Here is a 14541-nt window from a genome sequence, read left to right on the forward strand (position 1 = left end):
AGAACCACTGTGAATTTTGGCCTGTACCGCGAGATGCTGCGGATCACACCCATCCGCCGCGTCCTGCTCATCGGAATGATCGCCCGTTTCCCGCACTCCGCAGCTGGTGTCCTGCTGACCCTGCACGTGGTCAACACCATGGACAAGGGCTACGCCGCCGCCGGAGCGGTCGCCGCCGTCGTCACCATCGGCATTGCGGTCGGTGCCCCCTGGCGCGGCCGCCGCGTGGATACGGTAGGACTGCGCCGGGCGCTGATTCCGTCGGTCATTGCCGAAGCAACGATATGGAGTATCGCTCCGCACGCCAGCTTCGAATGGCTGCTGGTCCTTGCCCTGATCGGCGGTCTGTTCACCCTTCCGGTCTTCAGCGTCGTCCGGCAGTCCCTTGGCGTCCTGGCCACCGGCGAGCAGCGGCGCACCGCCTTTGCACTTGACTCCATCGCCACTGAGCTCGTCTTTATGATGGGCCCGGCACTGGGTGCGGTGATAGCTACACAGATCTCGTCCGTCATCGGGCTGACGGCCGTCGGGCTGTCCGCGGCGGTGGCAGGGCTCCTGCTGATCTGGTTCAATCCGCCGACCCGGTCACTGGAACCGCGGAACTCGGTGACCGCCGCGGATGAGCAGGACGCAGCCGCGGCAGCCGCTGTCGCAGTGGCCCCGGCGAATGTGCAGGAAGCGCCGATGGAACTCACCGGTGCGGGCCTTCCGAAGGGGCCGCAGAACCTGTTCGGCCGGCTGCGGAACGGGGTTGCGGGCAACTTCGGCTGGTTCAACCCGAGCGTGGCAGTGGTCTTTGCCGTCGCCGTAGGCGCGGGCCTGCTGCTGTCCAGCACCGACGTCGGCATGGTGGCGTCGGTGGAGGCAGGCGGCAATCCGTCAGAGGTCGGCATTGTTTTCGTAGCGTGGTGCGCGGCCTCCGCTGTCGGCGGGATCGTCTACGGTGCCATGGACCGGCGCATCTCCCCAATGCTGCTTCTGCTGGCGATGGCCGTGCTGACCATACCCATGGCCTTTGCCACCGGCACCCTCAGCCTGGCACTGCTCTCGATTCCGGCGGGCCTGCTCTGCGCACCGGTGCTGTCATCCGCCTCCGAACGCGTGGCGGACCTGGTGAGCGAGGAACGGCGGGGTGAAGCCATGGGGTGGTACGGCTCGTCAATGACCGCCGGCACCGCCCTGGGCGCGCCTGTGGCAGGGCTCGCCATCGACGTCATCGGCCCGTGGTCGGGCTTCCTGATGGCCGGCGGCGCCGCATCGCTGCTGGTGCTGGCGACGCTCGCGGTTCGGTGGTTCGTGCGGCGGCCGGCAGCCAACGCCAAGACCGGCTCCGCCCTGTAGCAGTGCGTCAGGGAAGCACCGGCACAAAAAAGCCCGAAGAGCCTGCCCGGACTATCCGGGGCGGGGCTCTTCGGGCGTGTAGCGGTGGAGAAGACGGTGCTGGAGATTATGCCTAGCTGACGGGGCCGGTGAACTTCTCGCCCGGACCCTTGCCCGGTGCATCCTGGAGAATGGACGCCTCACGGAAGGCCAGCTGCAGGGAACGAAGTCCGTCGCGCAACGGTCCGGCATGCTGGCTGCCGATTTCCGGAGCGGCGGCGGTGACAAAACCGGCCAGCGCGGTGATCAGCTTCCGGGCCTCGTCCAGGTCCTTCAGCTCCTCGGCGTCATCACCTTCAGCCAGGCCGCATTTCACGGCTGCTGCGCTCATCAAGTGGACGGCCGCCGTCGTAATGACCTCGATGGCCGGAACTTCGGCAATGTCGCGCATCTGCTCGGCGACTTCCTGCTGTGCTGCTGCCGCAGATTCGGACTCTGCGGATGTTCCGGGAAAGGAGTGGCGGGTTGCTTCCCCTGCCGGATTGCTCTGTGGGCTACTCATACTGGTAAGCTTGTCACAGACCGACTGGTTGTCGTTACTTTCAATGCTCCTCGCGGGCAGGATGAAGATCACACTTCTCCTGGAAGCCTACGGCGCCGGTATGCAAGCGGAGACCCCTCCCACCCGCGTCAGCCTGACCGCCCTCGTAGGCGTCAGAGTTGCCGGGTTCAGGTCGGCTCCGGACGGGCCGCAGTATTACTGCAGCACATTCCGGGAGCCAACAGCCTTCGAACAGGTTTCGAGGCTGTTGCCGCCGACCCCACTACGGGCCTTCGATTGCGCTTGCAATTGGAGGCCTTCTTCATTTGCAGGCGGTAGCCGTTTTTGAACTACACAGGAGCTGCAACATTAGCGAGCCAAGAATCAATGATCGGATCCGCGTCCCCGAGGTGCGGCTGGTAGGTCCGGCAGGTGAACAGGTCGGAGTTGTCCGGATTGAGGACGCACTTCGCCTGGCTGCCGAGTCTGACCTGGATCTTGTTGAGGTAGCACCGCAGGCCAAGCCTCCGGTGTGCAAACTAATGGACTTCGGCAAGTACAAGTACGAAGCCGCCGTCAAGGCACGTGAAGCCCGGAAGAACCAGACGAACACCGTTCTGAAGGAAATCCGTTTCCGCCTGAAGATCGACACCCACGACTACGAAACCAAGCGTGGACACGCCATGCGCTTCCTGGCCGCCGGTGACAAGGTCAAGGCCATGATCCAGTTCCGTGGACGTGAACAGCAGCGCCCGGAAATGGGCATGAAGCTGCTGAACAAGTTCGCGGAGGACGTTGCAGAAGTAGGCGTGGTTGAATCCACCCCGCGGATCGACGGCCGCAACATGGTTATGGTCATTGGACCGGTCAAGAACAAGGCAGAGGCCAAGGCCGAAGCCCGCCGCGCAACACAGCGGGCCGATGCCAAGGCAGCGAACGAGGCTGTTCGCAACGGCGAGGCTCCTCCCCGTGTGGATACCTCCTCGGACAAGGCGCCTCTGACGCAGAGCCTCGCGGATCTGCTGCCGGACGGACTGCGTCTGGGTTCCTCCGCTGCCGAGGCCGACAAGGCCCGTGCAGAGCAGGAACAGGCTGAGAAGGAACAGGCCGCAAAGCGCGCCAAGGCTGCTGCCCAGGAAAAGGCCGCAACCGAGGCACGCCGTGTTGCCGCAGCCAGCAAGCCGGCCGCAGCGCCGGCCGCTGAAGCTGCTGCTGCTCCCGCCAGCCCCGCTGAGGCTGCCAAGCCTGCTGAGGCCGCGAAGCCTGCCGCAGCGCCGAAGCCTGCAGCTGTGCCGAAGCCGGCCGCGGCAAAGCCTGCGCCCAAGCCCGCTGCACGGCCCAAGCCCGCCGCAGCACCGAAGCCTGCCGGCAAGCCGTCCTCCTCACGGGGGACCACCGGCCAGAACAAGCCCGGAACTGCAGAGTAGTTTCACTGCGCTGCGCCTGTTCCGGCGTCCAGTAATAAGCCCTGGCACCCGCAAAGGTGTCCAAAGCCCCGCGGGCCTGCCCGCGGAAACCTAAAGGAGATCGGTAGACATGCCGAAGATGAAGACCCACAGTGGCGCCAAGAAGCGCTTCAAGCTGACCGGTACCGGCAAGCTCAAGCGCCAGCAGGCTAACCGCCGCCACTACCTGGAGCACAAGCCCTCCACGCTGACCCGCCGCCTCGCCAACGACAAGCTCGTGGCACCGGCGGACGCCAAGGTCATCAAGAAGATGCTCGGCATCTAGCCAGTCCCCGATAGCTGTCCCGTCCGGGACGGCGTCACCCATCAAGCTTTCCCCGCCTGGAATCCCAGGTGCAGAGACTTTTTTGAAGTCGGGGAGATTTACCAATAAGGAGTACGCACGTGGCACGTGTGAAGCGGGCGATTAACGCCCACAAGAAGCGTCGGGTTATTCTCGAGCGCGCCAAGGGTTACCGCGGACAGCGTTCGCGCCTGGTCCGTAAGGCCAAAGAGCAGCTGCTGCACTCGTTTGTGTACAGCTACGGCGACCGCCGCAAGCGTAAGGGCGACTTCCGCCGCCTGTGGATCCAGCGCATCAACGCTGCTTCCCGCGCCAACGGCCTGACCTACAACCGCCTGATCCAGGGCCTGAAGCTGGCCGAGATCCAGGTTGACCGCCGCATGCTGGCCGAACTGGCCGTCAATGACGCCGCTGCCTTCGCCGCACTGGTCCAGCTCGCCAAGAACGCGCTGCCGTCCGACACCTCCGCTCCGGCCGTTGCCGCTGCTCCGGTCGCCAAGACTGCTGCTGCCCCCGCCGCCAAGAAGCCGGCTGCTGCCGTTGCCACCGCCCAGGGCGGTTTCAAGGCTTCCGAGGGCGACGCTCCGGAAGGCTTCGTTATCAAGGGCAACCTTGGTTCCGGTAAGTACCACGTCCCGGGTTCCACCTGGTACGAGCAGACCGTTGCCGAGTACTGGTTCAACTCTGTTGAATCCGCCAAGGCTGCGGGCCTCGAGCCCGCCGGCGGAGAATCCCGCCAGAAGTTCCAGGGCTAATTCGGTTTCCTAAAGCCGATGAACCTTGAAGGGCGCCCGCAGGCACCGCTGATGTCCAACCCCCGAGCTGATCGGGTCCGCGATACAGCGAAGCTTGCCGGGCGCTCTTCGCGCTTAAAAACCGGCCGCTTCCTGGCCGAAGGGCCGCAGGCCGTGCGGGAGGCGCTTTCCGCGCACCGCGCGGCCGCGGCCGGCGGCGGTCCCGCCGTCGTGCACGAGGTCTACGCCACGCAGGCGTGCCTGGACCGCCTTCCCGAACTGGCGGACCTGGCCCGGGGCGTGACCCTGCGCCTTGCCACCGACGAGGTCCTGGCCGCGATGGCGGACACCGTTTCCCCGCAGGGCATCATAGCTGTCTGCCACACTTCCACGGCCACGCTGGAAGACGTGCTCGCATCCGGCGCGAAGCTCATCGCCGTCCTGTGCGAGGTGCGGGATCCGGGCAACGCCGGAACCGTGCTGCGGGCCGCCGATTCCGCCGGCGCCGACGCAGTAGTCCTGACGGCGTCCAGCGTGGACATTTACAACCCCAAAGCGGTGCGGTCCACCGCGGGCTCCCTTTTCCACCTGCCGGTGGTGACAGGTGCGGAGTTCACCGCCGTCATCGACGCCCTCCACGCAGCCGGTGTGACCGTCCTAGCTGCGGACGGCTACGGCAACGTGAACCTGGACCGGCTCCAGGACCTCAGCGCGGTACGCCGCTTCGGCACGCGCGGCGACGGCGGAAGCGAAGCACTGTCCGACGACGGTATGCCCCGCCTGGAAGCCGCCACGGCGTGGCTCTTTGGCAACGAAGCCCAGGGCCTGTCCGACGCCGAACTTGCCGCGGCCGACCACCGCGTCGCAGTCCCGCTTTACGGCCGGGCGGAGAGCCTGAATGTCGGCACGGCGGCAACCGTCTGCCTGTACGCCTCTGCCCGCGCACAGAACGGGTAATCCCAAGGTCCTTCCGTAGCCGGCGGAACCCGGCACGGACCGCCGCTTCTCCATGTAGCGTATTGGTAACAGCTGTTTCGGACAGCTGAATCAACCAGTCCATTACCAAAGAGAAGCGGGTCTTATATGTCTGCCAGCGGCGGTAATAAGGCGATTGTCGCGGCACTGAGCGCCAACCTGGCCATTGCGGTCATGAAGTTCATTGCTTTCGCCTTGACGCGTTCATCCTCCATGCTGGCGGAGGCTATCCACTCGGTTGCCGACTCCGGCAACCAGGCACTGCTGCTTGTGGGCGGCAAGCGTGCACGGCGCCAGGCCAGCCCTGAGCACCCCTTCGGCTACGGCCGGGAACGCTACGTCTACGCGTTCATCGTGTCGATTGTGCTCTTCAGCGTCGGCGGTTTGTTCGCCCTCTACGAGGCCTACCACAAGTGGCAGGACCCGCACCCGATCGAAGGCCGCTGGTGGTGGGTGCCGCTCGCCGTCCTCGTGGGTGCGATCATTGCCGAAGCGTTCTCCTTCCGCACCGCCATCCGGGAATCGAACCACACACGCGGCAAGCAGAGCTGGAAGCAGTTTGTCCGCACCGCCAAGGCGCCGGAGCTGCCGGTCGTCCTGCTCGAAGACCTCGGTGCCCTCCTCGGCCTGGTCTTCGCCCTGTTCGGCGTGAGCATGACCCTGCTGACCCACAACGGCATCTGGGATGCGCTGGGCACCGCCATGATCGGCATCCTGCTGGTCGTGATTGCCGTGATCCTGGGCATGGAGACGAAGTCCCTGCTGCTCGGTGAGTCTGCCACGCAGGACGATGTCCGCAGGATCGAAGCGGCCATCCAGGAGGATCCCGATACGCGGATCATCCACCTCAAGACCCTGCACCTGGGTCCCGAGGAACTGCTCGTGGCCGCCAAGATCACCATGGCCAAGTCGGAAACGGGTCAGGAAATCGCTGACGGCATCAACGCCGCTGAAGCACGGATCCGTGCCGCAGTGCCGATCGCCGGGGCTATTTACCTGGAGCCGGATATATTTGTTGCGATGAACGCGCAGGACGCCGGTCAAGTGACCCGCTGATCAGCGCAATAGCCAAACCAAGCAGGGCGAGTACCGCTCCCACCACAGCGGGGGAGCGGTACCCCCAGCCCCAGGCAATAACGACGCCGCCCAGCAGGGCACCGAGGGCATTGGCCAGGTTCAGGGCCGCATGGTTCAGGGACGACGCCAGTGACTCGGCGCCGGGCGACACATCCAGCAGCCTGGTCTGCAGCGGAGGCGTTAGCATCGAGCCGATCAGCCCAACCAGGAAGACGAGCACCATGGCCGTCGCCGCGTACTGCACCGCCCAGGCATAGGCCAGCAGAATCACGATGGTTCCGCCCAGGATCGCGTAGATACTGCCCATCACGTTGATATCGGCCAGCCGGCCGCCAGCCACATTGCCGACCACCTGACCCACGCCGTAGAGCCCGACGACGACGGGCAGGATGTTTTCGGAGATGCCTGCCACTTCGGTCATGGTGGGTGCGATGTAGGAATACACGGCAAAGAATCCGCCGAAACCGACGGTTCCCACCAGCAGCGCCAGCCAGACCTGTGCACGCCCGAGGGCACTGAGCTCATTCTTGATGCTCGCACCGGCCAGTGTTGCCTGGTACGGCACGAACCGGGCCACCATGGCCACCGTCAGGAGCGCGATGGCCGCGACCAGGACAAACATCCACCGCCATCCGGCCTGCTGCCCCAGCCAGGTAGCGAACGGCACCCCCACGACATTGGCGATGCTCAGGCCCAGCATCACCATGGAGATGGCCCACGCCCGGCGCGTGGGAGCAACTAGGGAGGCGGCAATGACCGCTGCCACACCAAAGAACGCGCCGTGCGGCAGGCCGGACAGGAACCGGGTGAAGAGCAGCCAGGAGTAGTCCGCGGCAAAGAACGAGGAGAGGTTACTCAGGGCGAAGAAGAGCATCAGCCCCAGGACCAAAATCTTCCGCGGCACGCGGGCGCCCAGGGCTGCAAGTACGGGTGCACCCACCACCACGCCGAACGCGTAGGCCGAAATGACATGGCCGCCGGCGGGAACGGAGATGCCGAGGTCATCGACCATCTCCTGCAGCAGTCCCATGATGCTGAATTCCGTGGTGCCGATGGCAAAGCCGCCCACGGCCAGGGCAACTATCGCCTTGGCTGCCGTGGTTCGGCGTCCGCCGGGGGTGCGCTGGCCGGACAGGGAAATGGACGCGGTGGTGCTCCGGGACATGCTTCGCTTTCACAAGTGGGGATGCGGCTGTGCCGCTGAGGACGGCGTCCGCGGTCAACGGACAGGAAGTGCTCCTGCCGGACGCCACGACGGCTTCGTCACCTACAGCCTAGTGCACGGCTGGGCATGAGGAAGGCTCCCTGCTGCAGGTGGGCATGGCCGGCGCACGGGGCACTGGTGCCGGCAGTGTCGGTCTGTCACCGTTAATGCGTGCAGAGCTCCGAAAGTCCCGAGGGGCTGGTGTCCCGCCTGCGGGATGCAGGGTGTGTGTTCGCCGAAGAAGAAGCGCTTCTGCTGCTGTCGGACGCTCCCGGCGCAGCGGTGCTGGACCGCAGGGTCGCCCAACGGCTGGCCGGACAGCCGTTGGAGCAGGTGCTCGGCTGGGCGTCTTTCGGAGGTCTTCGGGTAGCGCTGCGGCCGGGGGTCTTTGTTCCACGGCGGCGCACGGAGTTCCTGGCCGCACAGGCGGTCCATGTGCTTGCAGGACGGAGTGCGGCCCTGGTGGTGGAGTTGTGCTGCGGATCGGGGGCGGTCGCGATGGTGGTCTCGGCGGCCGTGCCGGGCTGCCGGATCTACGCCGTTGACCTTCTCCCGGAAGCAGTCGAATGTGCCCGCGGCAATCTGCCGCAGGCCTCCGTCCTGAAGGGTGACCTCTTTCTGACGCTGCCCCAAGAGCTGCGCGGGAGGGTCGACGTCGTTGTTGCCAACGCACCCTACGTCCCCACCGCGGCGTTGGCCACGCTGCCGCGCGAAGCACGAAACTACGAGCCTGCCGCCACCTTCGACGGCGGCCGGAGCGGACTCGAAACGGTGGGACGCATTGTCAGCGAAGCTCCGCAGTGGCTCGGCTCCCGGGGGAAGGTTCTGCTCGAATGCGGCGAGGACCAGGCAGCTGCCGTGAACGGGTTGCTTGCTGCGGCTGGACTGGCCCCGCAGATCCTCCGGAATGAGGAAACCGATGCCACGGTGGCCGTGGGCAGTGCGCCGCCCCGGAGGATCAAGGGCAGCGGGGAAACCGGTTAAGCTCGGTGGATGCATTCACAAGAGAACTCCAGCCAGGCCGGTACGGCTGTTCCCCAGGCTTTGCCGCGCGTGCAGGTGGTCGGCGCGGCGGTCCTGGATTCCCTCGCCAGGCCCTCGAAGCTCCTGGCGGCACGCCGAAGTGCTCCGGAAGCGTTGGCGGGCCTGTGGGAGTTCCCCGGCGGAAAGGTGGAGGCCGGGGAAGGCTGCACGGAAGCGCTGCACCGCGAACTGGCAGAGGAGCTCGGGATCCGGGTCGAGCTGGACGCTGAAGTGCCTGGCCCCTCGGAGCAGGGCTGGCCGCTCAACCGCTCCGCCGCCATGCGCGTGTGGCTGGCGGAAGTCACCGATGGGACACCCGAGCCGCTGGAAGACCACGACGAGCTTCGTTGGGTGGACCTCACCGAAAAGGCACTGACGGCACTTGCATGGATACCGGCAGACCTGCCGATCGTTACGGCACTGCTGGACGCCGTCGCTGCCCGAAAGGCTTAGGGCCCTAGAAGAGTGCGTCCTGGCTCGCCGGGACCGCAGCCGCCGCCTGTGCGGCAGGAGTCTTCGACGAGACAGCCGGCCGCAGGAACCGGGCACCGCTGGTGAAACCGTACTTCGCCTTGAAGAACCGGATCCGCCCGGCCAGCCAGTCCCGGTATTCCTTGGAGGCGTAGGTGCCCTTGCCGTACAGATCGGCGTACTTGCCGGAGAGCTCCGGGTAATGCCGGGCCAGGAACTGCAGATACCACTCGCGGGCTCCGGGGCGCAGGTGCAGGGCACCCGCCGTGACACCCGTAGCCCCGGCAGCTGAGAGCGCAGAGAAAAGGGCATCCAGGGATTCGTCACCGTCGGTTAGCCAGGGCAGGATCGGCATGGCCATGACTGAACACGGCAGGCCGGCATCCCGCAGCCGGCTGATCAGTTCCAGCCGGGCCCGGGGCGTGGGGGTTCCCGGTTCAGCCACCTTGGCCAGCTCCGGATCGACAAGCGCCAGCGAAATGCCCATGCCGATTTCGGTCTGCGCGGAGGCTTCCTTCAGGAGCGGGATGTCGCGGGCCAGCAGGGTGCCCTTGGTCAGGATGGAGAACGGGGTGCCGCTGTCCGCCAGGGCGCGGATGATGCCCGGCATCAGTTTGTAGCGGCCCTCGGCGCGCTGGTACGGATCCGTATTGGTGCCCATGGCCACATGGTGGTGCTGCCAGGAGGGGCGGCTGAGTTCGCGCCGCAGGACCTCGGCTGCATTGACCTTGACCACCAGCTGGCTGTCGAAATCGGCACCGCTGTCCAGGTCCAGGTAGGTGTGGGTCTTGCGGGCGAAACAGTAGACACAGGCGTGGCTGCAGCCGCGGTAAGGATTGACGGTCCATTCGAAGGGCATGTTGGAGCCGCCGCCCACCTTGTTCAACACCGACTTGGCAACAACCTCGTGGAACGTCACCCCGGCAAAGTCCGGAGTGCGTACGGAGCGGACCAGGCCCTGCAGCGGAAGCAGGGGATCGGTGGTGCCGGGCACCGCCGGCAGGGGCAGTACCGATTCGGATGCCGCCGGGCCGGCAGGTTCGGTGCCGCTATCGTCGCCCTGCGCGGGCGGTGCATTGAGTTCCTGACCTTGCCACCTCATTCCCTCATTAGAACATATGTTCGAAAGAGGGGGTAGATCTATCTGCTGCGGAACGGCCGGCGGGACCGGCCCGGATCGGTAGCCCGCGGGTGCCGCCGCCTGCGCGGCCGATACCCGCCGTCGTGCAGGCCGGCCAGGCGTTCAAACGGATTGGCCGACGCCGGGTCGCCGCTAACCACGCGTGAGAGGGCGGACGCAGCGGCATACAGGGGGAGGAAGAACGGCCCCAGCAGGGCGTACTGGGTACTGTGCCGCATCTCATGCCGCAGCAGCCGGCTGTCCGGTGCGTGCATGCGGCGGGCCGTGGACGAACGGTAAAACACCACGTTCCCCACCGTGAAGGCCGCAGCGCGGGGCAATGACAGCGGATACCCCTCGGCCAGGGTGATTTTCTGCGGTCCGGTCCTGGTCGCGCATCCGGTCAGGCGGGCCAGCAGCATGCCGGCGGGAGTGGAAAGGTTCAGCAGGTTGATCCAGTGACGTGCCGAGGCGGCACGCCCTGGCGGGAAGTCCGGGCGCGGCGAGGGGGAGGGACGAACGGACGGCATGGCAACCTCCCTGCGGGAGTATGACGGCCCGGTGAGGGGCGTCTACTAGACTTGCAATGATAAGCCAGAACCCAACTAGGGCCGGAAACAGGTAAGCACAGTACATGTCTAACTCCACACCGGGGACCGGTTCCCCAGATACCTCCCCAGAGGGCACCCAGCCCGAGCCGCCGAATCCGCTGGACGAAGGCGCTATTGCCGCCGCCGTCGAGCAGGCGCTCGCCGCCATTGCCGCCGCCGCGGACCTCACCGAGCTCAAGGATGTCCGGATTGCCGTCACCGGAGAGAAATCTCCGCTGAGTGGAGCCAACCGGACCATCGGCAAGCTCCCCAAGGACCAGAAGGCCGCCGCCGGGAAGCTCGTTGGCCCCGCCCGCGGCCGGATCAACTCCGCGCTCGCCGCCCGCACCGTCGAACTCGAAGCGGAGCGGGACGCCCGGATCCTCGTCGAAGAGGCCGTGGATGTCACCGCGGCTCCCCGCCGCCGGCGCATCGGCGGGCGGCATCCGATTTCCACCCTGCAGGACCGGGTGGCGGACGTCTTCGTCGGAATGGGCTGGGAAATCGCCGAAGGACCGGAAGTGGAATCCGAGTGGTTCAACTTCGACGCGCTGAACTTCAAGCCGGACCACCCGGCCCGCGAAATGCAGGACACCTTCTTCGTGGAGCCGCCCGAAGCGCATCTGGTCATGCGTACCCACACCTCCCCGGTCCAGGTCCGGTCCATGCTCGAGCGTGACCTGCCGATCTACGTGCTCTGCCCGGGCAAGGTGTTCCGCACCGACGAACTCGACGCCACCCACACCCCGGTCTTCCACCAGTTCGAGGGCCTCGCCATCGACAAGGGCCTCACGATGGCCGACCTCGTCGGCACCCTCGAGCACTTCACCCGTGTGCTCTTCGGCGATGAAGCGAAGGTCCGGCTGCGGCCGAACTACTTCCCCTTCACCGAACCCAGCGCTGAGCTGGACATCTGGCACCCCGGTGCCAAGGGCGGCGCCCGCTGGATCGAGTGGGGCGGCTGCGGCATGGTCAATCCCAACGTGCTCCGCGCCGCCGGGATCGACCCCGAGGTTTATACAGGTTTTGCCTTCGGCATGGGCATTGACCGTGCCCTCATGTTCCGCAACGAAGTTTCGGACATGCACGAAATGATTGAAGGCGACGTACGTTTCAGCGAACACTTCGGGATGGAGATCTAAGTGAGAATCCCACTTTCCTGGCTGCGCGAGTATGCCCAGGTACCGGCGGACGCAACCGCCGAAGACGTGATGGAAGACCTCGTGAAGGTCGGCCTGGAGGAGGAGGACGTCCACCGTCCCACCGACGAGCTGCAGGGCCCCATTGTGGTGGGCCAGGTGCTCAGCATGGAGCCGGAGCCGCAGAGCAACGGCAAAACCATCAACTGGTGCTCGGTCCGCGTTGTGCCCGAAGGGGCAGAGCAGACCCTGACCGGCAAGGGGATTGAGCCCTCCGGTGTGCAGGGCATTGTCTGCGGCGCGCACAACTTCAAGGTGGGGGACAAGGTTGTTGTCACCCTGCCCGGCGCCGTGCTGCCCGGGGACTTCCGGATCAGCCCGCGCAAGACCTACGGCCACGTCTCCGCCGGCATGATCGCCTCCGTGCGTGAACTCGGCATCGGCGAGGACCATGACGGGATCCTCGTGCTCTCCACCCTGGGGCTGGACCCCGAGGTCGGCACGGACGCAATGGAACTGCTGGGCCTGTACGACCAGGCAGCGGAAATCAACGTCACCCCGGACCGCGGCTATGTCTTCTCCATCCGCGGTGCCGCCCGCGAATACGCCCACGCAACCGGCACCAAATTCACCGACCCGGCGGCCGCCGTCGTTGTGCCCATCGCCGACGGCATGGGCTACCCGGTCCGGCTGCAGGATGAGGCCCCGATTTACGGCAAGCCCGGCTGCGACCGGTTCGTTGCCCGCACCGTCCGCGGCGTCGATACCTCCCGGCCCACCCCGCCGTGGATGTCCTCGCGCCTGCGCCTGGCCGGCATGCGGTCCATCTCGCTGGTGGTCGACATCTCCAACTACGTGATGCTCGAGCTCGGCCAGCCGCTGCACTTCTACGACCTGGATAAGCTCACCGGCGAGATCGTGGTCCGCCGCGCAGCCGACGGCGAAACGCTGAAGACCCTGGATGAAAAGGAACGCCGGCTCTCCCCGGAGGACCTGCTGATCACGGACGGCTCCGGTGCCATCGGCATTGCCGGAGTGATGGGCGGTGCCACCACCGAGGTTTCCGGCGGAACCCAGAACGTCCTGATCGAAGCCGCCCACTTTGAAGAAGTCAGCATTGCCCGCTCCCGGCGTCGGCACAAGCTGCCCTCGGAAGCGTCCAAGCGCTTCGAACGCGGCGTGGACTGGAACGTAGCCGACGTCGCCGCGCAGCGTGCGGTCGACCTGCTGGTGGAACTCGCCGGCGGCACCGCCGACGAGGCGATTACCGACGTCGGCACCGCTCCGGAGCCGCGGCGCATCGAACTGCCGGCACAGTTCCCGGCCCAGCTGATCGGCCTGGACTTCACCGAATCCCAGATCACCGGAACGCTGGAGGACCTGGGTGCCTCGGTCGAAAAGACCGACGCCGGCTACCTGGTGACGCCGCCGAGCTGGCGTCCGGACCTGGAGACACGGGAGGACCTCACCGAGGAAATCATCCGCCTGGTCGGGTACGACAAGATTCCGTCCACCCTGCCGGTCGCCCCTCCCGGGCGCGGGCTGACCCGCCTGCAGCAGCAGCGCCGCCGCCTTCTGCAGTCCCTCGCGGCTGCCGGGCTCACCGAGGTGCTGGCCTACCCGTTCGTCACCGAGGCGGACAACAACACCTTCGGTGCGCCGGAGCCGGGCACCCGAACGGCCCTGAAGCTCGCCAATCCGCTCAGCGCCGAATACGGCTACCTGCGGACCTCGGTGCTGCCCGGACTGTTCGAGGTGGCCAAGCGCAACATGTCCCGGGGTTTCCGCGATCTGGCCCTGTTCGAGTCCGGCACGGTCTTCCTGCCCGGCGAGCACCTGGGCACCGAGAGCATCCCGCCGCTGGGCGCGAAGCCGTCCGAGGACGTCCTGGATGAGCTGTACGCCGGAATTCCGGACCAGCCGCTGCACGTGGGCGTTCTGCTGGCGGGCCACGAGTCCGCTCCCGGGGCCGGCAACACGCCGCGGACCTGGGACTGGGCCGACGCCCTCGATTTCGCGCGGCTGATGGGCGACGTCCTGGGTGTGGAACTGGTGGTGGAACAGGGTACCCACCAGGCGTTCCACCCCGGCCGCACCGCGCGCATTGCACTGCGCAGCGGCGAGACCGTGGGCTACGCCGGTGAACTGCACCCCAAGCTCCTGGCCGAACGGGACATGCCGGCCCGCACGGTTGCCGCGGAGCTGAACGTGGATGCCCTCTTCGACGCCGCACCCGACGTCATCGTGGCCCGTCCGATCTCCAGCTTCCCGATTTCCACGCAGGACGTGGCACTGGTCGTTGCGGAGGATGTTCCCGCCGAGCAGGTCCGCGAGGCCCTGCGTGAGGGAGCCGGGGAGCTGCTTGAAGACGTGGCCCTGTTCGACGTGTACGCCGGCTCCGGTATTGAGCCCGGGCGCAAGTCGCTCGCCTTCGCGCTGCGCTTCCGTGCCCCGGACCGGACACTCACCGCCGACGAAGCCTCCGAGGCCCGTGCGGCCGCAGTTGCCCTGGCAGCTGAACGGTTCGGTGCCGTCCAGCGCTAGCCACTGGGAACCTCTTTGCCGGCCCCTTCGGATCCTGGATCCGGAGGGGCCGGC

General features: G+C 66.5%; 14 protein-coding genes. 10 read left to right on the forward strand and 4 right to left on the reverse strand.

Annotation, left to right across the window (positions count from 1 at the left end; genetic code table 11):
* The first annotated feature begins 9 nt into the window (after positions 1-9).
* Positions 10-1341, forward strand: coding sequence for an MFS transporter (locus QNO10_RS05025; protein ID WP_229950140.1), 1332 nt, complete (start codon positions 10-12; stop codon positions 1339-1341).
* Between the two features lie 112 nt (positions 1342-1453).
* Here the strand turns inward: QNO10_RS05025 and QNO10_RS05030 are convergent, their stop codons facing one another.
* Positions 1454-1882, reverse strand: coding sequence for a DUF1844 domain-containing protein (locus QNO10_RS05030; RefSeq protein WP_229950142.1), 429 nt, complete (start codon positions 1880-1882; stop codon positions 1454-1456).
* A gap of 389 nt (positions 1883-2271) precedes the next feature.
* Here QNO10_RS05030 and infC point away from each other — a divergent pair, with 389 nt between their 5' ends.
* From infC to QNO10_RS05055, 5 genes are all read left to right on the forward strand, one after another.
* Complete coding sequence (gene infC, locus QNO10_RS05035; RefSeq protein ID WP_229950146.1) at positions 2272-3288, forward strand: translation initiation factor IF-3; 1017 nt, start codon at positions 2272-2274, stop codon at positions 3286-3288.
* Positions 3289-3397: 109 nt separating this feature from the next.
* Positions 3398-3592, forward strand: a complete 195-nt coding sequence (gene rpmI / locus QNO10_RS05040; protein WP_146363238.1) for a 50S ribosomal protein L35 — start codon at positions 3398-3400, stop codon at positions 3590-3592.
* Positions 3593-3711: 119 nt separating this feature from the next.
* Positions 3712-4365, forward strand: coding sequence for a 50S ribosomal protein L20, sunset domain variant (rplT, locus tag QNO10_RS05045; protein WP_229950148.1), 654 nt, complete (start codon positions 3712-3714; stop codon positions 4363-4365).
* A gap of 18 nt (positions 4366-4383) precedes the next feature.
* Positions 4384-5301, forward strand: coding sequence for a TrmH family RNA methyltransferase (locus QNO10_RS05050; RefSeq protein WP_229950150.1), 918 nt, complete (start codon positions 4384-4386; stop codon positions 5299-5301).
* A 126-nt stretch (positions 5302-5427) separates the two neighbouring features.
* The gene (locus QNO10_RS05055; protein ID WP_229950152.1) at positions 5428-6375 is read left to right on the forward strand and encodes a cation diffusion facilitator family transporter; all 948 of its coding nucleotides are present in this window, start codon (positions 5428-5430) and stop codon (positions 6373-6375) included.
* On the opposite strand, the gene QNO10_RS05060 is transcribed toward QNO10_RS05055, so the two are convergent.
* Positions 6308-7561 (reverse strand): MFS transporter, encoded by a 1254-nt coding sequence (locus tag QNO10_RS05060; protein WP_229950154.1) that lies wholly within the window; start codon positions 7559-7561, stop codon positions 6308-6310. The two genes, QNO10_RS05055 and QNO10_RS05060, sit on opposite strands and share 68 nt — an antisense overlap.
* Positions 7562-7771: 210 nt before the next feature.
* Between QNO10_RS05060 and QNO10_RS05065 the strand changes: the two genes are divergently transcribed.
* Both QNO10_RS05065 and QNO10_RS05070 read left to right on the forward strand, forming a co-directional pair.
* Positions 7772-8584, forward strand: coding sequence for a putative protein N(5)-glutamine methyltransferase (locus tag QNO10_RS05065; protein WP_229950155.1), 813 nt, complete (start codon positions 7772-7774; stop codon positions 8582-8584).
* A 9-nt stretch (positions 8585-8593) separates the two neighbouring features.
* Complete coding sequence (locus tag QNO10_RS05070; RefSeq protein WP_229950158.1) at positions 8594-9076, forward strand: (deoxy)nucleoside triphosphate pyrophosphohydrolase; 483 nt, start codon at positions 8594-8596, stop codon at positions 9074-9076.
* A 4-nt stretch (positions 9077-9080) separates the two neighbouring features.
* On the opposite strand, the gene QNO10_RS05075 is transcribed toward QNO10_RS05070, so the two are convergent.
* Both QNO10_RS05075 and QNO10_RS05080 read right to left on the reverse strand, forming a co-directional pair.
* Positions 9081-10196 carry an Rv2578c family radical SAM protein gene (locus tag QNO10_RS05075; protein ID WP_229950160.1) on the reverse strand — a complete coding sequence of 372 codons (1116 nt, stop codon included), beginning with the start codon at positions 10194-10196 and terminating at the stop codon, positions 9081-9083.
* A 38-nt stretch (positions 10197-10234) separates the two neighbouring features.
* Positions 10235-10744: an eCIS core domain-containing protein gene (locus tag QNO10_RS05080; protein ID WP_229950163.1), complete on the reverse strand. Its 510-nt coding sequence runs from the start codon at positions 10742-10744 to the stop codon at positions 10235-10237.
* A gap of 104 nt (positions 10745-10848) precedes the next feature.
* On the opposite strand from QNO10_RS05080, the gene pheS reads away from it, so the two are divergent.
* Together pheS and pheT are read left to right on the forward strand one after the other, a co-directional pair.
* A complete protein-coding gene (pheS, locus tag QNO10_RS05085; RefSeq protein ID WP_229950165.1) occupies positions 10849-11946 on the forward strand; it encodes a phenylalanine--tRNA ligase subunit alpha in 1098 nt (365 codons plus the stop codon).
* Positions 11947-14487, forward strand: a complete 2541-nt coding sequence (gene pheT, locus QNO10_RS05090) for a phenylalanine--tRNA ligase subunit beta (protein WP_229950167.1) — start codon at positions 11947-11949, stop codon at positions 14485-14487.
* The last annotated feature ends 54 nt before the right edge of the window (positions 14488-14541 follow it).

It is taken from the genome of Arthrobacter sp. zg-Y919, assembly GCF_030142045.1.
GTDB lineage: Bacteria > Actinomycetota > Actinomycetes > Actinomycetales > Micrococcaceae > Arthrobacter_B.